Raw genomic sequence first — 23,006 nt, forward strand, 5'->3', positions numbered from 1 at the left:
ACACAACCCGCTTTATGCGGGTTTTTTAGTTTTTGGATGTTAAACGAATCAGCTAAATAAAAATTTAAATGTAGAGAGCCAACAATGAATAAGCCGACATTAACACAAATAACCCAAACCATCGGTTATTATCAAGATCCAACTCAAGTGTTTTATCAATTGTGCGATAGTAAACCGGCAACGTTGTTACTAGAATCAGCCGAAATTGATAATAAGCAAGGAATTAAAAGTGTCATGATTGTCGATAGTGCATTACGTATTTCGGCAATAAATAATGAAGTGAGTTTTAAGGCATTGACCACAAATGGTGAAAAGCTATTACCTTTATTACAACAGGCTTTTACAGACAAGTTAGATAATGTACAAGTGGATGAACAAACACTTAAATTGGTATTTCCCACTATTGATAGTATGCAAGATGAAGATTCAAGATTAAAGTCGCTATCAGTTTTTGATGCATTACGCACATTATTGACTATTGTGAATATCCCTGAACAATGTGGTCAAGATGCGATTTTTGTTGGTGGGCTATTTTGTTACGACCTTGTCGCTGGATTTGAAAACTTACCTAATTTACCTACAGAGCAGCGTTGTCAAGATTTCTGTTTTTATTTAGCTGAAACAATATTAGAAATAAATCATAAAGATCATAAATCCATTTTAAAAACGACGGTTTTCACTTCTGATTCAAAAGAAACTGAGCGCTTAACGCAACGGTTAACTAATTTACAAGCAACATTAAATAGCACAATGAAAGCCATTCATACTCAGTCCCTTACTAATATCGATGTGACATGTAATAAAAGTGATGATGATTTCAATACAATTATCAAAAAAATGCAAGATGCAATTGAGCAGGGGGAAATTTTTCAAGCAGTACCTTCACGGCGTTTTAAATTACCTTGCCCTGAGCCATTATCGGCTTATCAGGTATTAAAAAACAATAATCCAAGCCCTTACATGTTTTATATGCAAGATAGTGATTTTGTGTTATTTGGAGCCTCACCTGAAAGTGCACTTAAGTATACTAAAGCAACTAATCAAGTTGAAATTTACCCAATTGCCGGTACTCGTCCACGAGGTTTAACTGCTAATGGCGATATTGATTATGATTTAGATAGTCGATTAGAACTCGAAATGCGTACCGATAAAAAAGAACTGGCTGAACACTTAATGTTAGTTGATTTAGCTCGCAACGATTTAGCGCGTATCTGTAAACCCGGTACTCGTTATACTAAAGATTTGTTAAAAGTGGATCGTTACTCTTTTGTGATGCATTTAGTTTCGCGTGTGGTTGGTCAGTTACGCAGTGATTTAGATGCGCTTCATGCTTATCAAGCCACTATGAATATGGGAACATTAACAGGAGCACCCAAAGTTCGTGCGATGCAATTAATTGCTGAATCAGAAAAAGTTAAACGTGGTAGCTATGGTGGTGCTGTTGGCTATTTTACCGCGAATGGTGATCTTGATACCTGTATTGTGATTCGAAGTGCCTATGTCGAAGATGGCATAGCGACAGTACAAGCTGGCAGTGGTGTGGTGCTAGATTCAAAGCCACAATCAGAATCTGATGAATCACGTAATAAAGCACGTGCAGTTATTCGAGCTATCATGGCAGCGCATAATGTAGAAGGTGTATTCTAATGGCTAATATCTTATTTATTGATAATATTGATTCTTTTACTTATAACTTGGTCGATCAATTACGTAATAGTAAGCATTGTGTGACGATTTATCGAAATACTATCCCTGCAAATGTAATTATTGAAAAATTGTCACAAATGCAAAACCCTATTTTAATGTTATCACCAGGTCCAGGAGCGCCAAGTGACGCTGGATGCATGCCAGAACTGTTAAAACGTTTAAAAGGTAAATTGCCTATTATTGGTATCTGCCTTGGTTATCAAGCTATTGTGGAATCCTATGGTGGAGCGATTGTGCCAGCTGGCGATATTTTGCATGGTAAGGCATCTTTAATTGAGCATGATGAGCAAGCGATGTTTAAAGGATTACCAAATCCGCTACCGGTGGCTCGTTATCACTCTTTAAAAGGTGAAAATATTCCAAAAACACTAACCATCAATGCGCTTTGCAATAATATTGTAATGGCAGTTCGTAATGATGAGGATCGGGTTTGTGGTTTTCAATTTCATCCAGAATCGATATTAACCATTCAAGGTGTAGAATTATTAGAACAAACTATTAAATGGGCACTAAATCCTCCACAAAAACAAGAGAAGCCAAAACAGGAAGCTATTGTTGATAAGCAAGAGTATAATATTCAACCTATTGTTAATAAATTATATTTAGGGCAAACCCTTACACAAGAGGAAAGTAAAATACTATTTAATTTAATTATTCAAGGTAAGATTGAACCAACTGTATTGGCTACCGCAATAATTAGTATGAAAGTTCGTGGTGAAAAACCGGATGAAATAGCAGGGGCAGCTTTAGCATTGCTTGAGAATGCCGATCTTTTTGATTCTCCAGATTATGATTTTACTGATATTGTTGGTACTGGGGGTGATGGCACCAATAGCATTAACATCTCAACAGCTAGTGCTTTTGTGGCTGCAGCATTAGGTTATAAAGTGGCTAAACATGGTAATCGTGGTGTATCAAGTAAATCAGGCTCTTCCGATGTGCTTTCTGCCTTAGGCATTAAATTAAATATGTCAGCACAAACATCTCGTCAGGCATTAGATGAACTTGGCGTGTGCTTTTTATTTGCCCAGCAATATCATTCAGGTTTTCGCCATGCAGCACCAATACGCCAACAATTAAAAACTCGGACCATTTTTAATGTGTTAGGGCCATTGATTAATCCATCTCGTCCTAAACGTATTTTATTAGGCGTGTATCATCCAGATTTAATCCAACCGATTGCTGAAACATTAAAAATGCTTAATTATAAACATGCTTATGTGGTGCATGGTGCAGGAATGGACGAAGTTGCTATTCATGGTAAAACTGACGTTGCTGAAGTTAAAGATGGTGAAATTCGTTATTTTACGCTTAAACCTGACGATTTTGGCTTGCCAACATTTACCTTAAAAGATATTGAAGGGGGTACACCTGAGCAGAATCGTGATATGTTAATTGCCATTTTACAAGGTCACGGAAAACCAGCACACCAATCAGCAATTGCCGCTAATGTTGCGATGTTAATGAGCTTATTTGGCGAGTCAAATTTAAAACAAAATGCACAACGGGCAATTGAAATGATGCAAAGTGGTAAACCTTATGCATTATTACAACAACTAGCAGCAAGATAATAAGTGGAGAATAACATGGCAATTGCAGCATTAGTAAAAAATGTTGAAATGGCAACAGTATTGAAAAAAATCATTGAAGATAAACAAACATGGTTAACTGAGCAGTTAGCAGTAAAGCCAATTAATACCTTTAAATCAGCGATATTCCCTAGTGATCGCAATTTTTATCAAGCGTTAAATCAACCTAAAACGGTTTTTATTTTAGAGTGTAAAAAAGCGTCGCCATCAAAAGGATTGATTCGGGATGATTTTGATCCAGCCGCTATTGCTAAAGTTTATAAAGATTATGCTTCAGTAGTTTCAGTATTGACTGATGAAAAATATTTTCAAGGTAGCTTTGAATTTTTACCCATAGTTCGTAATGAAATCACACAACCCGTGCTTTGTAAGGACTTTATTATTGATGAATATCAGATCTATTTAGCGCGTTATTATCAAGCTGACGCAGTACTATTAATGCTATCTGTATTGACGGATGATGAATATCGTCATCTAAGTAACATTGCTCATAAGCTCAATATGGGGATATTGACAGAAGCTAGTACTGAAAACGAAGTTGAAAGAGCCATCCAACTGGGTGCGAAAGTAATCGGTATTAATAATCGTAACTTAAGGGATTTGACGGTTGATCTAAATCGGGTAAAGGCCTTATCCAAATCAATTCCTAACGATCGCATTATTATTAGTGAATCGGGTATTTATACTCACAATCAGGTTAAAGAACTGAGTCGTTTTGCAGATGGATTCTTAATTGGCAGTGCGTTAATGTCTGAACCAAACTTAACTTTGGCAATTCGTAAGGTGATGTTAGGCGAAAATAAAGTATGCGGTTTAACACGTCCCGAAGATGCTGTTAGTGCTTATCAAGCTGGTGCAGTTTATGGTGGTTTGATTTTTGTCACAAATTCAGCACGTTATATACAGCCAATTAAAGCTCGAACAGTTATTGCAGCAGCGCCACTTAATTGGGTTGGTGTATTTCGAAATGAAGATATTGAAACCGTATGCCAAATAGCAAAACAGTTATCTTTATATGCAGTGCAACTGCATGGAGATGAAGATGCAAACTATATCAAAACATTGCGCCAAGAATTACCCAAAACTTGTCAAATTTGGCAAGCATTAAGTATTGATGGTGCTGTACCTGAACATGCCAATCCATTAGTGTCTCGTTATATCTTTGATCATGGTGCAGGCGGTACAGGAAAAAGCTTTGATTGGTCGCTACTTGATAATCAAGATCTAAATAATGTCATTTTAGCTGGAGGCATTAATCCAGAAAATATTAAATCAGCTTTAGCGACGAATGTGATTGGTGTTGATCTTAATTCAGGGGTTGAAGTTTCACCAGGAGTTAAAGATAAACAGAAAATCCAAGCAGTATTTGAACAAATTTAATTTTTTAATTTAAAAAAGGAATGGTTATGTCTAAATTAAATCCTTACTTTGGCGAATTTGGTGGGCAATATGTCCCGCAAATATTAATGCCAGTACTTGAGCAACTTGAGGATGCCTTCATCTCTGCAATCAACGATCCAAACTTTCAGAAAGAGTTTAATGACCTATTAGTTAATTATGCAGGTAGACCAACAGCACTGACATTATGTAAAAATTTAACTGCAGGAACAAAAACTAAGCTTTATTTAAAACGAGAAGATTTAGTGCATGGTGGTGCGCACAAAACCAACCAAGTATTAGGGCAAGCCTTACTTGCAAAAAGAATGGGAAAAACCGAAATCATTGCCGAAACAGGTGCAGGGCAACATGGTGTTGCATCAGCTTTAGCCTGCGCACTACTTGGCTTAAAATGCCGAATTTATATGGGTGCAAAAGATGTTAAACGTCAAGCTCCTAACGTATTTAGAATGCGATTGATGGGCGCAACAGTCATTCCAGTTGAAACGGGATCAGCAACGTTAAAAGATGCATGTAACGAAGCACTACGCGATTGGTCTGGTAGTTACGAAAAAGCTCACTATATGCTTGGCACAGCAGCAGGTCCGCATCCTTTTCCAACAATTGTACGTGAATTTCAACAGATGATCAGCCGTGAAGCTAAACAACAAATCCTTGAAAAAGAAGGACGTTTGCCTGATGCAGTAATTGCATGTGTTGGTGGTGGTTCAAACGCAATTGGTATGTTTGCTAATTTTATTGATGATAAATCCGTCAAATTAATTGGTGTAGAGCCAGGAGGTCATGGGATTGAAAGTGGCGAACATGGCGCTTCGTTAAAGCATGGTAAGCTTGGCATCTATTTCGGTATGAAATCACCGATGATGCAAACGGAAGAAGGACAAATTGAAGAATCTTATTCAATATCGGCAGGGTTAGATTTTCCATCAGTTGGTCCACAGCATGCGTATTTAGATAGTATTGGTCGTGCTGATTATGTTTCAATTACTGATGATGAAGCGCTTGATGCATTTAAAGCGTTATCACGGCATGAAGGTATTATTCCTGCGTTAGAATCATCACACGCATTAGCTTATGCTATGAAAATGATAAAAGAAAATCCAACTAAAGAACAGCTACTAATAGTTAACCTGTCAGGGCGTGGCGATAAAGATATCTTTACCGTTTATGATATTTTAAAAGCAAAAGGAGAAATAGAATGAGCCGTTATCAAAAACTGTTTGCAACATTAACAGCCGAAAAACGAGGTGCTTTTGTTCCTTTTGTTCCAGTTGGTGATCCAACGCCAGAACTGTCATTTAAAATCATTCACACTTTAATTGAATCTGGCGCTGATGCACTAGAGCTAGGGATCCCATTTTCAGATCCTATGGCCGATGGTCCAACTATTCAAAATGCCAATATTCGGGCATTTAAAGCAGGAATAACAGTTGAAAAGTGTTTTGAAATTTTAACCAATGTCAGAGCGCAATACACCAATATTCCAATAGGATTACTTATTTATGCTAATTTAGTTTTCAAAAATGGTATCGACGACTTTTATGCCAAGTGTGCCAAAGCGGGAGTTGATTCAGTATTGATTGCTGATTTGCCAGCTCAATATGCACAAGAATTTACAGTGGCCGCCGAAAAATACAATATAGCACCGATTTTTATTTGTCCACCAAATGCTGATGATAAAGTCATTCAAAGTATTGCTAAGCAAGGCAAAGGTTATACCTATTTGGTATCACGAGCAGGTGTTACTGGTGCTGAAAATCGAGCTAACAAACCGCTTACCCATCTGATCAAAAAATTAGTTGAGTTTGGCGCTCCACCTGCGTTACAAGGGTTTGGTATTTCAGAACCGAATCAAGTTAGCGAAGCGATTAAATCCGGTGCAGTTGGGGCAATTAGCGGATCGGCAACAGTAAAAATTATTGAGAAAAACCTCGACAATCCTGAACAAATGCTTAACCAATTAGCCAAATTTGTTCAATCAATGAAACAGGCAACTAGCAAGTAATTTATATTACTTTATAGTACTAAATAGTGGGCACAATAATAGGCTTGAAAATGGAATTATTGTGCCAATATAAGTTAAACAATTATGCTTAAGTTAAGTGGTATATATATTAAAATTGACGTGTAGCATATTTTTAATAATTTTAAGGTTACTGATAAAATCAGTGTGATTTGCAGTTGCATTTTATTTAAAATGCCGTATAATTCTCATTCATCTATCGCGGGGTGGAGCAGCTTGGTAGCTCGTCGGGCTCATAACCCGAAGGTCGTTGGTTCAAATCCAGCCCCCGCAACCACTTAAATTTTCATTCATAAACCAATTTATCCTGTTATTGTCTGAAAGTTCGAATAAAGTGGCTTCATTATAGTTAGTTTTTGAATGTAAGCCTCGCATGTCGAGGCTTTTTTTCGTGTAATGATTTAAGCGTAAGTTTAAAAAGAATGTTGGGCTTTATGCCCTTTTTTATTTTCTGCTGTGGAGGTTTGTTTGGCTAATATAGAACAACAATTAACCGATATTATCCAAGAGCCAGTTAATGCACTTGGTTTTGAATTAGTCGGAGTTGAATATATTCGTGGTCGTTATCCTATACTACGAGTCTATATTGATAGTGAAAATGGTATTACGGTTGATGATTGTGCTGATGCAAGCCGTCAAATCAGTGCGGTGCTTGATGTAGAAGACCCGATCAAAGATGCTTACAATCTTGAAGTTTCATCACCAGGAATGGACAGACCTTTGTTTACGCTTGAGCATTATCAGCGGTTTATTGGTGAAGAAGTTACAGTCAGTCTACGTATACCTGTTGCTAATCGCCGTAAATGGAAAGGACGAATTAAGTCTATCGATAGCCAAATGATTACATTAACTGTAGATGATAAAGATGAAGTATTTGCTTTTAGTAATATTCAAAAAGCGAATATTGTACCTAATTTTAACCTTAAATAGAGTACGGATGTAAAGGATGAATAAAGAAATTTTAGCTGTTGTTGAAGCTGTATCAAACGAAAAAGCACTTACGCGTGATAAAATTTTCGAAGCTTTAGAAACCGCATTAGCAACGGCCACAAAAAAGAAGCATAATGTTGATATTGACGTTGTTGTTAAAATAGATCATAAAACAGGTGATTACGACACTTTCCGCCGTTGGCTTGTTGTTGATGAAGTTACGCAACCAACTAAAGAAATGACATTAGACGCTGCACAATACGAAGACCCATCTGTTAAACTTGGCGATTACGTTGAAGAGCAAATTGAATCCGTTGCTTTTGACCGTATAACCACACAAACAGCAAAACAAGTTATTGTACAAAAGGTACGCGAAGCTGAGCGTGCAATGATCATTGACATGTTTAGAAATCGTATTGGTGATATTGTGACTGGAATTGTCAAAAAAACCAATCGCGATAGCGTGATTCTTGATTTAGGTAACAATGCAGACGCAATGATGTCACGCCATGATATGTTACCGCGTGAAAACTTCCGCATAGGCGATCGTGTCCGTGGTATTTTATATCTTGTAGAACAAAATAATAAACCTGCACAATTATGCATTAGCCGTTCAAACCCTGAAATGATGGAAGAGTTATTCCGTATTGAAGTCCCTGAAATTGGTGAAGAGATGATTGACATCAAAGGCGTGGCTCGTGATCCTGGCTCACGTGCTAAAATCGCAGTTAGTAGTAATGATCGTCGTATTGACCCTGTTGGTGCTTGTGTTGGTATGCGTGGTGCGCGCGTACAAGCAGTATCTAATGAATTTGGTGGAGAACGTATTGACATTGTTTTATGGGACGATAATCCTGCACAATACGTAATTAATGCTATGGCGCCGGCAGATGTTGTTTCAATTGTTGTTGATGAAGACAAACACACCATGGATGTAGCCGTCAATGCTGAAACTTTACCACAAGCCATTGGTCGAAATGGTCAGAATATCCGTTTAGCTTCACAGCTTACTGGCTGGACACTAAATGTGATGAGTAACGAAGATTTACAAGAAAAACATCATGCAGAATCTTTTGCTGCAATCAATAATTTGATGAAACATCTTGATATTGATGAAGGGCTTGCACAGCTATTAGTTGAAGAAGGCTTTACCTCACTTGAGGAACTTGCCTATGTGCCAGTTGACGAATTGCTTGAAATTGAAGAACTTGATGAAGATCTTGTTGAAGCATTAAGAACGCGAGCAAAAGATGCATTAACAACACTTGCACTAGCAAATAGTGGCGAAAAACAACCAGCTCAAGATTTGCTAAATCTACCTGGTATGACACAAGAGTTAGCTTATCAATTAGTACAACATGACATCATTACTTTGGAAGATTTAGCAGAACAAGGTACTGATGATTTAGCTGAAATTGAAGGTATAACAAACGAACAAGCTGGCGATTTTATTATGGCTGCTCGTAATATTTGTTGGTTTGCAGATGAATAATTGAGGAAAAGTAATACATGACCAAAGTATCAATAGAAACACTGGCTCAAGAAATCAATACACCAGTGCAAACACTTTTGCAACAGTTTGCTGATGCAGGTATGAAGAAATCTGCAACAGACACTGTCACACAAAAGGAGAAAGAAGCTTTGCTTGCTCATTTAAAACCTCAGCAAGGCCCAACAAAGTTAACATTGCAACGTAAGACGCACTCAACCTTAAATGTGTCGAGCGGTGGTGGCAAAAGCAAAGAAATAAAAGTAGAAGTTCGTAAAAAACGAACTTTTGTTAAACGCGATCCAGCTGAAATTGCGGCGGAGCAAGAAAAAGCACGCTTAGAAGCTGAACAAAAAGCTCGCCAAGAAGCTGAATTAAAAGCGAAACAAGAAGCCGAATTAAAAGCGCGTAAAGAAGCGGAAGAAAAAGAAAAGAAAGCTGAAGAAGAAGCGAAAAAGCGTGCTCAAGAGGAAAAAGCGAAAGCGGCACAAGAGCGAGCAGTTGATCCAAAAGTAAAAAAAGCGCAAGAAGAAAAAGCACGATTAGAAGCTGAAGCGAATGAAATTAAACGTAAAGCGGAAGAAGAAAATCGTCGAAAATTAGAGGAAGATGCCAAGCGTATGGCTGAAGAAGCTCGTAAGCTAGCAGAACAATATAATGAAGTTGATGATAGTGATCATACAGAAGATGAAGATTATCATGTGACAACCTCTAAATACGCTAGAGCAGCAGAAGATGAAACTGATCGTGAAGTTGAAAGCGCTCGTGGACGTGGTCGAAATACTAAACAAACTAAACAGAAAAAAGGCAACAAGCTATCAGAAGGCAAAGCGGAACGTGAAGAAGCTCGAGCTGTGACTCGTGGCGGCCATAATAAAAAGAAAGGTAAAAGCACGTTGCAACAAAGTTTTACTAAACCTGTCCAAGCGGTTAATCGTGATGTTGTTATTGGTGAAACCATTACCGTTGCTGAATTAGCGAATAAAATGGCAGTAAAAGGTTCCGAAGTGATCAAAACTATGATGAAAATGGGGGCAATGGCAACTATTAATCAAGTTATCGATCAAGAAACAGCACAATTAGTGGCTGAAGAAATGGGACATAAAGTGGTATTACGTCGTGAGAATGAACTTGAAGAATCACTCATGAGCGACCGTGATACAGGCGCTGAAAAAGTTTCGCGCGCACCAGTTGTTACCATTATGGGACACGTTGACCATGGTAAAACCTCATTACTTGACTACATCCGTAAAGCAAAAGTCGCATCAGGCGAAGCTGGCGGTATTACTCAGCACATTGGTGCTTATCATGTTAAAACGGCAAGCGGTGAAATTACCTTCTTAGATACTCCAGGGCATGCGGCATTTACCTCAATGCGTGCTCGTGGTGCTAAAGCAACGGATATTGTAGTACTTGTTGTTGCTGCTGATGATGGTGTAATGCCACAAACTATAGAAGCAATCCAACATGCTAAAGCGGCAAATGTACCAATTGTTGTTGCTGTTAACAAAATTGATAAACCTGAAGCTGATCCAGAGCGTGTAAAAGGCGAACTTGCACAATATGGCGTGATGTCAGAAGATTGGGGTGGAGATACCCAGTTTGTTCATGTGTCTGCTAAAGCAGGTACTGGTATTGATCAACTACTTGAAGCCATCTTACTACAAGCTGAAGTGCTTGAATTAACCGCGTACGAAACAGGTATGGCAAGCGGCGTTGTGATTGAATCATTCCTTGATAAGGGTCGTGGTTCAGTTGCAACAGTACTTGTTCAATCAGGTACATTGCATAAAGGTGATATCGTACTTTGTGGATTTGAATACGGTCGTATCCGAGCGATGCGTAATGAACTAGGTAAAGAAGTGACTGAAGCTGGTCCATCAATACCAGTTGAAATTCTTGGCTTGTCTGGAGTACCATCAGCTGGTGACGAAGCTACTGTTGTACGCGATGAAAAGAAAGCTCGTGAAGTTGCGCTTTATCGACAAGGTAAATTCCGTGATGTAAAACTTGCTCGTCAACAGAAGGCGAAGCTTGAAAACATGTTTACCAACATGACAGAAGGCGATGTTTCTGAACTCAATATTGTTCTAAAAGCAGATGTTCAAGGTTCTGCTGAGGCGATTTCTGATTCATTACTTAAACTATCAACAGATGAAGTTAAAGTTAAAATTATTGGATCAGGTGTGGGTGGTATAACCGAAACTGACGCATCACTGGCTGCTGCATCAAATGCGATCATTTTAGGCTTTAACGTTCGTGCCGATGCTTCAGCACGTAAAGTGATTGAATCAGAAAATTTAGATCTACGTTATTACTCTGTTATTTATGATCTAATTGACGAAGTTAAACAAGCCATGAGCGGTATGCTTGCACCAGAATACAAACAAGAAATTATTGGTCTTGCTCAAGTGCGTGATGTGTTTAAATCACCTAAATTTGGTGCAATTGCAGGTTGTATGGTAACCGAAGGTGTTGTTAAACGTCACAACCCAATTCGTGTATTGCGTGATAACGTTGTTATCTATGAAGGCGAACTTGAATCATTACGTCGCTTTAAAGATGATGTTAACGAAGTACGTAATGGAACCGAATGTGGTATTGGTGTGCGTAACTACAACGATGTTCGTGTTGGCGACACGATTGAAGTTTTTGAAACTATCGAAATCAAACGTACGATCTAATTACAACGTATTTATGTTATAAGCAAGGTATAGTCCTTGCTTATTCATTTATAAGGAAAATAGATATGGCAAAAGCATTTAATCGTTCATCTCGAGTTGGGCATGAATTACAAAAAGAAATTGCAATTATCTTACAACGAGAAATCAAAGACCCTCGTCTTGGTATGGTAACTGTTTCAGGCGTTGATATCTCGCGTGATCTTTCGTATGCCAAAGTTTTTGTGACTTTTTTGAATGACGATGATCCACAAGTTATTGAACAAGGATTAACGGTACTTAATGATGCTAAAGGTTACATTCGAACCTTAATTGGCAAAGCGATGCGTTTGCGAATCATTCCAGAGATAAAATTCTTTTACGATGAGTCGCTCGTTAAAGGTATGCAAATGTCGAGTTTGGTGGCGGATGTTATCAAACAAGATAATGAGCGTCATAAAGATTAATATTAAAAAATAGTCCTGAACTCTGTAAAAAAGTTTCCGGTAACTATGTGTTTCAGTATAAAAAATGATGAATATAAAAAAAACTCGCCGTGATCTTCACGGCGTTTTGTTGCTAGACAAAACGCAAGGCATGACATCAAATGATGCGTTGCAAAAAGTAAAATGGTTATTTAATGCTAAAAAGGCAGGGCATACGGGAGCTCTTGATCCACTAGCGACAGGGATGCTTCCTATCTGTTTTGGTGAAGCAACCAAATTTTCACAATATTTATTGGATTCAGATAAGCGTTATCGTGTGATCGCCAAACTAGGAGAACGAACCGATACATCTGATGCTGATGGTCAAATTATATGTACCAAACCTGTTAAAGTGACTGAATCACAAATCAACCAAGCTTTAACACATTTTCGCGGTGATATTTTACAAGTGCCAACTATGTTTTCGGCATTAAAATATCAAGGAAAACCGCTTTACCAATATGCTCGCCAAGGTATTGTGGTTGAACGTGAAGCTAGACCAATTACCGTTTACGAAAATCAATTTATCCAATTTGATACAATAAAAAACGAATTAACGTTAGAAATACACTGCTCAAAAGGCACTTACATCCGAACCATTATTGATGATTTAGGTGAATTATTGGATTGCGGAGCACATGTTATTTATTTAAGGCGTTTACAAGTTTCCAACTACCCGATTGAAAACATGGTCACCTTAGAACAGCTACAAAATATCGAACTTAAAGATGATCTACTAATGCCCGTTGACAGCCCATTGCAAGATCGCCCAAAAGTTACCCTTAGCGATACGCAAGGTAAAGACATATTATTAGGACGAACCATTGAACTTGAAAGCTCCACGCAAGTTGAAACCTTAGTGCGAATTTATCAAGGCAAGCAATTTATTGGCGCTGGTATAATGCAAAATAACAAATTATCGCCAAAGCGTTTAATATCAACATCCTAATTCTTTTAAAAAGTTAAATTTTTCCTAAATTACTTGATATTAAAAAGATCTATATTTGTTGATATCTAGGACTTCATCCTGAAATAGCAAAAAAATTATTTGGCACTGGCATTACATTTATGCCAGTAGTTGTCTCAAAATTACTTTCTTAAAAGATCAAAAATAAAAAAAGAATGTTTAATCAATATTCAACATTTATCAGCTTGTCTTGCTCGGTTTAAATCGACTACAAAAACAAGATCTTCAAGCTAGTAGTTTTTAACGACTCGTTGAGATATGAAACGGTATAAACTCCTGAATCTTTTTTACAAGATAATAAGGCATACTAAAGCAATAAATGGGCACATAGTGTAGCCGATCCATGACTATATACTAGGTTCAGAAAATATTTGCCTAAGCCCTATTTTAAAAAAACTAAAGAGAGTATTTCCGTTAAAGGGCTTTTCCATAAATATGGCATGGGTAATTTGACTTTTATAAATGACGATAAAATATAGCGAAAAAATATTTATGCTGAGTTTTTTGTAATGTTTCAATCGTATTCAAGACATTACAATAAATTAACAAAATACTAGCTCTTTAGTGTTTAACCAGCTATAATTTCGACGCATTATTTAGTATAATACAGCTTATTAAATAAGCAAATAATCATAAAAACACAAATAAAACAACAAATTACTTGACAGGTAGAATGTTATGCGCTATCATAATAGGCACCAGGCACCAGCACTGGCAACCCTACGCCTTAAATCTTTTTCAATTTCACAGTAGTCAAAAACAGATTCGATTCTTATTTTTATCACCAAATCTATCGAAATCGATAAAGTTGTTGGCAAGGATATCTTTGATTTCTAGATTGCTATCCAAGTCACCGCTGGTTTTTGCTCCATTGCTTTTATTGCCTTATTCGCTGAGCTCGCAGGCGTTATCGGCAAAGACATCACAGGTCATTTACGGCTCTGCACCATATTTAAGTATTGATGGTGTAACTAAAGTTGCTAGTATGGAAGATTTATTGGGTATAAGGCTACCAAATATTAGTTATATTCCTCAGGGAGCAAATAGTGCACTTTATCCCAATGCAGTAATAGATCAATCTAACGTAGATGCACCAATTGAAATGCCAAATATAACAGATACATTTGCTGATATACAAGCAATAGTACCATTGGTAAATTACCCAAGAATTCAATTAAGCGAATTAATGGATTCACCTTATAATTATGGTCGAGACGATGATGGCGATGATAATATAAATGCAACAGGAAATTTAACCATAAAATGGCAAGATAAAAATGGTACAGATATTACAGGAGAAGTTAAAGCAAATCCGAATAGACGGCTAAATCTTTGTGATGGGCCTTATAAACTCACCTTAACAGCAACTGCAAGCACCTTATCGACGCAGTATGGTGTTCCCAATAGTAGCAATTTTACGGGTAATGAGCATAGTTACTATATTAATGCCAATATGAATAGGCCAGTTGCTTGCTATGCGCAACCAAATTTAGCTTACGATGACCATGCTTTTGGTACTACCATTTGGGATATGGATGGTCCAAATTGGGTTTCGTTAAAAGGGTTTAAAGTCACAAATAATAGCAATATAGCAGAAAACTTTCCGACGACAGGATCTGATAGGTTATATTTCTATTTATTATTGGGAGGAATCTCTCCTGAACAAGTTATAGCTGCAAATGGTACAACGGTGAGTGCGGTTAGCGGTAGTGGTGTATCATTATCGTTAAGCAAAGAGAATACACAACATTGGGCTATTGACATTGATAGGATATGTAGAACTTGTATTAGAGATGGTAACCTTTATCCTGGTGGCGAACAAGCACTAAAGATTATATTAAAAGGCCCTTCCATAAATTCAAGTAATAAGGCTTTTTCCCCTTCGTTATTTAAGCTTTACTCTGATGTAAATCATACAAAATTACTGTATAGCTTTAAGATAGAACGTTGGTATATCTCTCAACCAGGAATCACAGTAAGATATGGATATGCGGATGCTCAAAACTTTTGTCGTAATTTAGGTAATGGTTATCGAATTCCCGATATAAATGACTATACCAATGGGAATGGAGCTGGTTGGACAGAAGGTTTACCTGGAAGAAGTATTAATAACTGTCAACGAAAAGTCAGTTATAAAGATATTAGCGGTAAATGGGTTGGCGGACTATTTAACGAGTGGGGTTTTACTGCCAATACTATGAATAATTTCTATGAAGGTAGTGATTGGAATCTCAGTATTGGTAACAACTGGGCTAATGATACAGGATATTGGGCTAATTCATATAATGGCAGTCTATATGGTGTTTATTCAGCCGATGGGGGAATTTTTCTGCAGAGTACAGCTAATAGTCACTTTATGGCTTGTGTTACCCCTTAATTCTATATGTGCTTTTCTTGTTAAAGGCGATATTGCCTTACTGCAATGATTAGAACGCACCTATCTGTAGACCTTTAATATGAAGTCTAGATCAAATTTGCGCTTTTGTTGTTAAACAGCAAAAGCGCTTTTTTCTCAAAATTAGTTGAAAAAATATTGTTTTTATTATGTTTTTTAAGAAACCTTTTCTTTCAAAACATCTTACCTTTACAACAACCGCTTAATAATCCTATCCACTTTAATGCGGCTCAGTCGCTTTATCAACTTATGAACTTGACTTGGATAAAATTGACTCGCTTGGATTTGTTGAAAATGTGTGATCAATGTGGTTTTTTGACGAATAGTGTCAAGTTCTTGGTTAAATTTATGGCTTAATTCTTGCTTTGGATCATGTATTAATATGCCATTTTCCAGATCAAGTCGCCAAGCGCGTGGATTTAGGTTGTTGCCTGTTATAAGTACCCAAGTATTGTCCACCCAGATACCTTTAAGATGATAGGTTTGCTCTCCATCCTTCCACAGACGTATGATAAGTTGCTCTTTGTCAATAAAAGATTGTAGGCGCTCAATAAAGCTTCTTAAATTGATTTCGTATAAGTAGGGTAATCCACCCGATATGTTAAAAGGTTGGTCTGGTGGAATATAAAAATCATTTGCTTCTTTATCACCAATAATCAGTTCAACTTGGCGACCTTTACGAAGCAAGCGAATGATATCGCGAACTAGGATGTTAGGCAAATTAAAGTACGGCGTGCAAAATATGATTTTTTGTTCGGTTACGTTGATTAAATGATGGATGATTTTGTTGAGCGAGTTATTGCGACCAAGCCCCATTATTGGTGCAACCGATAAGGTGTTGTTGTCGGTATTGCTGTTATATTGGTAGTTGGTATTCATTAAGTGTTGGCGTAGCTCTTTAATTTCAGACTTAATTTGTTTGCGGGTTTTATGGGTGCCAGTATTAAGTAGTTGCAACGCTTGATATGGTAAAAAGTGGTCGTGAATAAACTGCACCATGCTGTCTGCTAATAGTGGGTTAGTAATAAAGTGATAACGGTCGTAACGGTATTTTTCACGCTTGTGTAGGTATACGTTATTAATGCTAGCTCCACTGTAAATGACAGTATTATCAATAATAAAACCTTTTAAATGCAGTACGCCTAGTACTTCACGACGATTGACAGGTACACCATAAATAGGAATGTCAATATCTGGATATTGCTGTTTTAGTTGGTAATAATAATTTGCGTTGGTATGGGCTTTGTCTTCGCCAATTCTTCCGCGTTGTGCACGGTGCCAGTCAACAAATATTTTGATATCTAAATTAGGGCGTTGCCGTTTGATTTGGTACAGTTCATTAAGAATTTCTTGACCTGCCTCATCTTGCTCTAGATAGAGCGCAACTATATAAATTCGGTGCTGAGCTCTTTTTATACTTTCAATTAAAGCCAGTCGATATGCTTTTGGGGTATAGCAGATATGATATTGCTTGGCGTCTTGCTGAATTTTACCTAATTCGTCAAGATGCTTTTGGTGATTGTATTTTATAAATGGTATTCGCATGATTTTTTGTCATTATAACTGTCAAGTTACTTTAGAAACTTGTTTTCTAATATAAGCTAAGCCAGTAAAAATAACACTCCTTTTAATTTGTATGCATTTTAGCTCAGTTGCTTTAAGTTATGTAGCGTATTTAGCAACTTGTTTATGCGCTTATGCTTCTTACTGGGTGATAATAAATTGTTTAAGATTGTTCATCAACCCAAGTTTGAATTATTTTGTAAGTTAAAGCTAGTACGACAGGACCAATAAATAATCCCATTATGCCAAAGCCAAGTAAGCCACCAATCACACCAAATAATATAAGTAAAAACGGTAAATTGGCACCTTTTTTTATTAAGTAAGCTCGCATTACGCTATCTAAGGTGGTTAAGATAATTGCCACAACAATTAATACGATACCAGCTATGGTGTTGCCCGCCCAAAATTGCCAAAAAATGCATCCAAGCATTACAATCACAGGACCAATTTGTGCGACACAACAAATAAATAAAATTAGAGTGAGTATACCTGGTAACGGCATGTCGGTTAATATAAAGCTTAATCCACCAATTAAGGCTAAGGTAATGGCAGTAACCACAACACCAAGAGCTACAGCTCGAATGGATTGTCCTGCTAATGTGACAGTGATTTCGCCATATTGTTTTGATAATCGGTTGGCTAGTAGGTAAACGTATTTGGTGATATTTTCGCCTTTTAAAAATAGTAATAGACTAAAAATAATCATTACACCAGCATGAAAGATAAATAGTCCAATATTGGTGGCTTGCTCAAGTAGCCAACCTATCATGGTGCCAATATAAGGTTGTATGCTTGAAACTAAATCAGAGCCATCAGTTTGTATTAAGTTTAACCATTTTTGGTGTAGTTCAGAGCCGAAGGCAGGTACGCTTTCAAGCCAGTCAAGTGTTGGTAGTTTTTGGTGAGATAGCGTTTTTGCCCATTCAATAAGATGGTGACCGTTTTGTGCTACCGAGCTAATAATTAATATGAAAGGTATAATACAAACAAAGGCTAATATTAGTGCCATTACTAGTAGTGATAGCCAGCGTTTGTTAAATAATTTTCGTTGTATTTTTATCATTAAAGGCCAAGTGGCAATTACGACCATCACCGCCCAGAAGAAACCGAATAAAAAAACTTCAACAACACGATAGGTAATAATGATTAGTAAACCAATTATTAACAGGTTTAAAATCAATTTAAGTAAATCGGTAGTATTTTTTTCTGCTGGCATTTTTACACCAATTTTATTAATCTAGATGGTGTTATTATACGCATTATCACTGAAAATTAATACGATGGTGTTTATGATTAATTAGTTAAAGGAGATAAAAATGAAAAAATTATTGTTATTAACATTATTAGGTGTAGCATTAACAGCATGCGCAAATTCACAAAAAACGCAACCTGTTGCACAAAGTGTCAATGATATAGCGCCATTCCCTGCAGCTCAAGTTGGCTATACTCGTTATGCTATTCATTTACCAACTATTGCTAATGAAAACAATGCGAAAGTTGAGGTGATCATTGGTAAAGAAATGAATGTTGATTGTAATTTGCAAAATTTAGGTGGTGTAGTTAAGCAAGAAGAGCTTAAAGGTTGGGGATACTCTTATTACGTAGTTGAAAAGACTGTTGGTAACATTTCAACATTAATGGCTTGCCCTGAAGGTACTAATAAAAATCAATTTGTGACAATCAACCATAATTTAGGTTTGTTTAGCTATAACAGCCAATTACCGTTAGTCTTTTATGTTCCGAACGATTTGCAAGTTAAATATCGTGTGTGGCAACCAAATGCTAAAATTATGCAAGCAAGTGCTGAATAATTTTGTTATCTAATTGTTAATTGGTTGTTCCTTACTCCTTGGGTGGTTAAAATACAACCACTCAATCCTTAAACTTTCAATATTTGATTTTTTAAGTGGACATCTTTAAAAAAAAAGGTATTTTATCCCTCGTAATGCAAGGTTAGCTCTACTAGTTCATTTATGTTATTAATGACTTGTGATTGCCTGATTACCTCGGTTTCGCTAGATGGTTGTTACTTTGATAATTTTTATTATTGTTAACAATGTCGATAGTAAAATTTGGGGGTCCGTTGTGTCTTTGCAATGGGCTTGTGTCTAACATGTAATATCCCTACAACTAGAGGAGAAGTGGTGAGCATGTTTACTCAACGTAAAACAATTCTTTCAATCGTGGCTGGTGTTTCACTAGCGTTATCTCAATCTGCTATAGCTAAAGATCGTGTCGTACATTTTTACAATTGGGCAGGGCAAATTGGTTCTAATACGATTTCGGATTTTGAAAAATCGACTGGTATTAAACTAGTTTATGATGTTTATGATTCTAACGAAGCTCTTGAAGGTAAATTAATGGCAGGTCATTCTGGCTTTGATGTGGTTTCGCCTTCAGATAGCTTTTTAGCTAGACAAATTAAATCTGATATCTATCTTCCGTTAGATAAAAGTAAATTGTCTAATTGGAAAAACTTAGATCCTAATCTAATGAAATTAATGGCAACACATGATCCTGATAATAAATATGCTATCCCTTATGTATGGATGACAACAGGTATCGGTTATAACATTGATAAAGTTAAAGAGCGTCTAGGTGATAATGCACCAGTTGATAGCTGGGATTTAGTGTTTAAACCAGAAAATATGGAAAAACTAAAAGATTGTGGTGTGGCATTTTTGGATGCGCCTACCGAAATTTTTGCTAGTGCTCTTCAATATTTAGGTAAAGATCCAAATAGTACAGATGCCAAGGATTATACTGGTGCTGCCTATGAGCTGTTAGAAAAAGTTCGTCCAAATATTCGTTACTTCCACTCTTCACAATATATTACCGATCTAGCTAATGGCGATATTTGTGTGATTTTGGGTTGGTCTGGCGATATTTTACAATCACGAGATAGAGCTAACGAAGCAAATAACGGTGTGCATGTTGGTTATCAAATACCAAAAGAAGGTGCTTTAGTCTTTTTTGATACCTTTGCTATTCCAAAAGATTCAGCAAACCCAGATGAAGCTCATGAGTTTTTAAATTTTGTTATGAAACCAGAAATTGCAGCGCAAGTTACTAACGATGTTAACTTTGCTAGCGCTAATCAGGTTGCTAATGAAAATTTTGTAAAACCAGAAGTGAAAAATGATCCAGCAGTTTATCCAAAACCAGAAGTGATGGAAAAACTATTCACTTTAAAAGTTAAAGATCCAAAACTTGAGCGTATAATTACCCGCACGTGGACTAAGCTCAAAACTGGTAAATAATCGATATTTTGTATATCGAATCTTAACTAATAATCCAAGACGGAGAGGCTGTGAGTCTTTCCGTCTCGTTTTTTTTGGCTTGTTGTTATGAGGAAAAAAGAGTGAACGATAAAACAACAAATCAGGTACAGCCTAAAAAAAAGATGATAACTCCTTTATTGGAGATCAAAAATTTAACAAAAGTTTTTAATGATGATTATTATGCCGTTGATGATGTAAATTTGACTATATATAAAGGTGAAATTTTTGCATTATTAGGTGCATCTGGAAGCGGTAAATCAACACTATTGCGTATGCTAGCTGGTTTTGAGCAACCGACTTCGGGGCAAATCATTTTAGATGGAAAAGATTTATCACAGGTTCCGCCTTATAATCGTCCTATTAATATGATGTTCCAATCGTATGCTTTATTTCCTCACATGACGGTTGAACAAAATATAGCCTTTGGCTTAAAACAAGATAAATTAAGCAATAGCGAAATTAAACATCGCGTTGAAGAGATGTTAGCGCTTGTACATATGGAGCAATTTGGCAAACGTAAACCACACCAATTATCAGGTGGTCAGCGCCAACGTGTGGCTTTAGCAAGAAGCTTAGCCAAACGACCAAAATTATTGTTACTTGATGAGCCAATGGGTGCACTTGATAAACAACTTCGTGATCGAATGCAACTTGAAGTGGTGAGCATTTTAGAACAAGTGGGGGCAACTTGCGTTATGGTTACCCATGATCAAGAAGAAGCTATGACTATGGCAGGTCGTATTGCTATTATGAATAAAGGTCAATTTGTACAAATTGGTGAGCCAGAAGAAATTTATGAACATCCAAATAGCCGTTATAGTGCTGAGTTTATCGGTTCGGTTAATATCTTTGACGGTATCTTGCAAGATACGTTAGAAGATGGTTTGATTTTGAGTTGTCCTACTATTAAACATCCATTTAAAGTAGATTATGATTCTCCAGCTGTGGAAGGTGTGCCGATTAAAGTTGCTCTGCGCCCAGAAAAAATCCAATTATGTGAGCAATTACCTGAAGATGGTTATAACTGCGCTACAGGTGAAGTTGTTGAAATCGCTTATCTTGGGGATTTATCGATTTATCATGTCAAATTGCCAAGTGGGCAAGTTATTATTGCACAATTGCAAAATGAGCATCGTTATCGTAAAGGAATGCCAACTTGGGGTGATATAGTTAACTTAAGTTGGGAAGTTGACAGTTGTGTTGTGCTTACTGAATAAACAAAAGAGGATATCATAATGCGATCCATTGTATTGGGATTGTTGTTAAATGCATTTGTGTTGCTCAATGTTTATTGGCGTTTTGTAACAACAGGTGCATTTGACAATTTATTTTTAGATGCGCTATTTACCGCAATGACATTGAGCTTTTTATTGTCATGCTTTGGTTGTTTTTTAGCGCATTATAGGTCGTCTAAATTTGCTTATCGGCTTATTATTGCTGGCAGTATTTTATTTATTCCAGCAGGGTTAGTTGTAATTTTTTATACATATAAAAAATTGCGTCAACAGCGAGATGATTCGGATTTAATGACTCTTTATGGACGGTTAACCGTAATTGCGATCCCTTATTTATGGATGCTATTACTGTTTTTGCTACCATTTTTAATCGTATTTAGGATCAGTTTTTCTGAAATTGCTTTAGCTGTACCACCTTATACTGATTTGTTAAGTTATGACGATGGTTTGCTTAATATTACGTTAAATTTCGGCAATTATTTAAATCTAATTAGCGATACGATTTATATTGATTCGTATTTGCAATCACTTAAGATTGCTGCGATTTCAACCGTGCTTTGTGTTTTAATTGGTTACCCGTTGGCTTGGGCTATTTCTCAATGCAAACAGTCAACCCGTAATATTTTATTGTTGTTAATCATTTTACCTTCATGGACATCGTTTTTAATTCGTGTTTATGCGTGGATTGGTATTTTGAATCCTAATGGTTTATTAAATCATTTTTTAATGTGGTTAGGGGTTATTGATCAGCCTTTGATTATTATGAAAACCTACTTTGCTGTATATATTGGTATTGTTTATTCTTATTTACCATTTGTGGTATTGCCAATTTATACGTCGTTAAGTAAGGTCGATTCAACGTTAATCGAAGCAGCATTAGACTTAGGTTGTAAACCGATAAAGACATTTTTTAAGATCATTGTACCTTTAACCAAAAATGGGGTGATTGCTGGGGGGATGTTGGTGTTTATTCCTGCTGTAGGTGAGTATGTGATCCCTGAATTATTAGGCCCTTCAGAAGGGATTATGATTGGTACACAGCTTTGGACTGAGTTCTTTAATAATCATGACTGGCCAGCTGCCTCGGCTGTAGCTAGTGTGATGTTGATGATATTGATTGTGCCTATTTATTATTTCAATAAATTCCAAAATCGACAAATGGGAGGTAAATAGATGAACAATTTGCCCGTTATTATGCGATCGGCTTTGATTGTTTTTATCTCGTCATTGCTTGGTGCGATTTTAATGAGTATTTTAATTTCATCATCGGGATTATCGCTTTTG

The 23,006-nt window shown here is 36.7% G+C and carries 16 protein-coding genes, 1 tRNA gene, 1 pseudogene and 1 other annotated feature (1 of these 19 cut by a window edge); of the genes and pseudogenes, 16 read left to right on the forward strand and 2 right to left on the reverse strand.

What is annotated here, in order from left to right; genetic code table 11:
* Positions 1-30 (forward strand) — a sequence feature (Trp leader region); it begins 56 nt to the left of the window's first position.
* A gap of 54 nt (positions 31-84) precedes the next feature.
* The 12 genes from ACGH80_RS02120 (at position 85) to ACGH80_RS02175 (ending at position 15,625) form a co-directional block, all read left to right on the forward strand.
* A complete protein-coding gene (locus ACGH80_RS02120; RefSeq protein WP_296301768.1) occupies positions 85-1,647 on the forward strand; it encodes an anthranilate synthase component 1 in 1,563 nt (520 codons plus the stop codon).
* Positions 1,647-3,278 (forward strand): bifunctional anthranilate synthase glutamate amidotransferase component TrpG/anthranilate phosphoribosyltransferase TrpD, encoded by a 1,632-nt coding sequence (gene trpD, locus ACGH80_RS02125; protein WP_085164143.1) that lies wholly within the window; start codon positions 1,647-1,649, stop codon positions 3,276-3,278. The genes ACGH80_RS02120 and trpD overlap by 1 nt, the downstream gene beginning before the upstream one ends.
* Positions 3,279-3,293: 15 nt before the next feature.
* Positions 3,294-4,676, forward strand: coding sequence for a bifunctional indole-3-glycerol-phosphate synthase TrpC/phosphoribosylanthranilate isomerase TrpF (trpCF, locus tag ACGH80_RS02130; RefSeq protein ID WP_065590105.1), 1,383 nt, complete (start codon positions 3,294-3,296; stop codon positions 4,674-4,676).
* A 26-nt stretch (positions 4,677-4,702) separates the two neighbouring features.
* A complete protein-coding gene (gene trpB, locus ACGH80_RS02135; protein WP_065590104.1) occupies positions 4,703-5,896 on the forward strand; it encodes a tryptophan synthase subunit beta in 1,194 nt (397 codons plus the stop codon).
* Positions 5,893-6,699 carry a tryptophan synthase subunit alpha gene (trpA, locus tag ACGH80_RS02140; protein WP_411578134.1) on the forward strand — a complete coding sequence of 269 codons (807 nt, stop codon included), beginning with the start codon at positions 5,893-5,895 and terminating at the stop codon, positions 6,697-6,699. Before trpB ends, trpA begins: the two co-directional genes overlap by 4 nt.
* 218 nt (positions 6,700-6,917) lie before the next feature.
* A tRNA-Met gene (locus tag ACGH80_RS02145) sits at positions 6,918-6,994 on the forward strand.
* Positions 6,995-7,185: 191 nt separating this feature from the next.
* A complete protein-coding gene (rimP, locus tag ACGH80_RS02150) occupies positions 7,186-7,647 on the forward strand; it encodes a ribosome maturation factor RimP (protein WP_065560173.1) in 462 nt (153 codons plus the stop codon).
* A 16-nt stretch (positions 7,648-7,663) separates the two neighbouring features.
* On the forward strand, positions 7,664-9,139 hold the full coding sequence (gene nusA, locus ACGH80_RS02155) for a transcription termination factor NusA (protein ID WP_034910699.1): 1,476 nt from the start codon (positions 7,664-7,666) through the stop codon (positions 9,137-9,139).
* Positions 9,140-9,156: 17 nt separating this feature from the next.
* Entirely contained in the window at positions 9,157-11,820 is a 2,664-nt protein-coding gene (gene infB / locus ACGH80_RS02160; protein ID WP_411592466.1) for a translation initiation factor IF-2, read from the forward strand.
* Between the two features lie 65 nt (positions 11,821-11,885).
* Positions 11,886-12,263: a 30S ribosome-binding factor RbfA gene (rbfA, locus tag ACGH80_RS02165; protein WP_065560170.1), complete on the forward strand. Its 378-nt coding sequence runs from the start codon at positions 11,886-11,888 to the stop codon at positions 12,261-12,263.
* 67 nt (positions 12,264-12,330) lie between these two features.
* Complete coding sequence (gene truB, locus ACGH80_RS02170) at positions 12,331-13,230, forward strand: tRNA pseudouridine(55) synthase TruB (RefSeq protein WP_411630481.1); 900 nt, start codon at positions 12,331-12,333, stop codon at positions 13,228-13,230.
* Positions 13,231-14,074: 844 nt separating this feature from the next.
* Complete coding sequence (locus tag ACGH80_RS02175) at positions 14,075-15,625, forward strand: hypothetical protein (RefSeq protein WP_411630468.1); 1,551 nt, start codon at positions 14,075-14,077, stop codon at positions 15,623-15,625.
* A 207-nt stretch (positions 15,626-15,832) separates the two neighbouring features.
* Here ACGH80_RS02175 and pssA read toward each other — a convergent pair whose 3' ends face one another.
* Positions 15,833-17,188 carry a CDP-diacylglycerol--serine O-phosphatidyltransferase gene (gene pssA / locus ACGH80_RS02180; protein ID WP_174798029.1) on the reverse strand — a complete coding sequence of 452 codons (1,356 nt, stop codon included), beginning with the start codon at positions 17,186-17,188 and terminating at the stop codon, positions 15,833-15,835.
* A gap of 181 nt (positions 17,189-17,369) precedes the next feature.
* On the reverse strand, positions 17,370-18,422 hold the full coding sequence (ydiK, locus tag ACGH80_RS02185) for an AI-2E family transporter YdiK (RefSeq protein WP_174798030.1): 1,053 nt from the start codon (positions 18,420-18,422) through the stop codon (positions 17,370-17,372).
* 100 nt (positions 18,423-18,522) lie between these two features.
* On the opposite strand from ydiK, the gene eco reads away from it, so the two are divergent.
* From eco to ACGH80_RS02205, 4 genes and pseudogenes are all read left to right on the forward strand, one after another.
* Positions 18,523-19,017, forward strand: a complete 495-nt coding sequence (eco, locus tag ACGH80_RS02190) for a serine protease inhibitor ecotin (RefSeq protein ID WP_085164162.1) — start codon at positions 18,523-18,525, stop codon at positions 19,015-19,017.
* Between the two features lie 339 nt (positions 19,018-19,356).
* Positions 19,357-20,466, forward strand: a complete 1,110-nt coding sequence (locus tag ACGH80_RS02195) for an extracellular solute-binding protein (protein WP_296300713.1) — start codon at positions 19,357-19,359, stop codon at positions 20,464-20,466.
* Positions 20,467-20,567: 101 nt separating this feature from the next.
* The gene (gene potG, locus ACGH80_RS02200) at positions 20,568-21,704 is read left to right on the forward strand and encodes a putrescine ABC transporter ATP-binding subunit PotG (protein WP_081296719.1); all 1,137 of its coding nucleotides are present in this window, start codon (positions 20,568-20,570) and stop codon (positions 21,702-21,704) included.
* Positions 21,705-22,025: 321 nt separating this feature from the next.
* Positions 22,026-22,895: pseudogene (locus tag ACGH80_RS02205) on the forward strand (ABC transporter permease subunit); the annotation flags it as partial.
* Positions 22,896-23,006 lie beyond the last annotated feature (111 nt).

Source organism: Gilliamella sp. BG1 (assembly GCF_046635625.1).
Classification (GTDB): Bacteria; Pseudomonadota; Gammaproteobacteria; order Enterobacterales; family Orbaceae; genus Gilliamella; species Gilliamella bombi.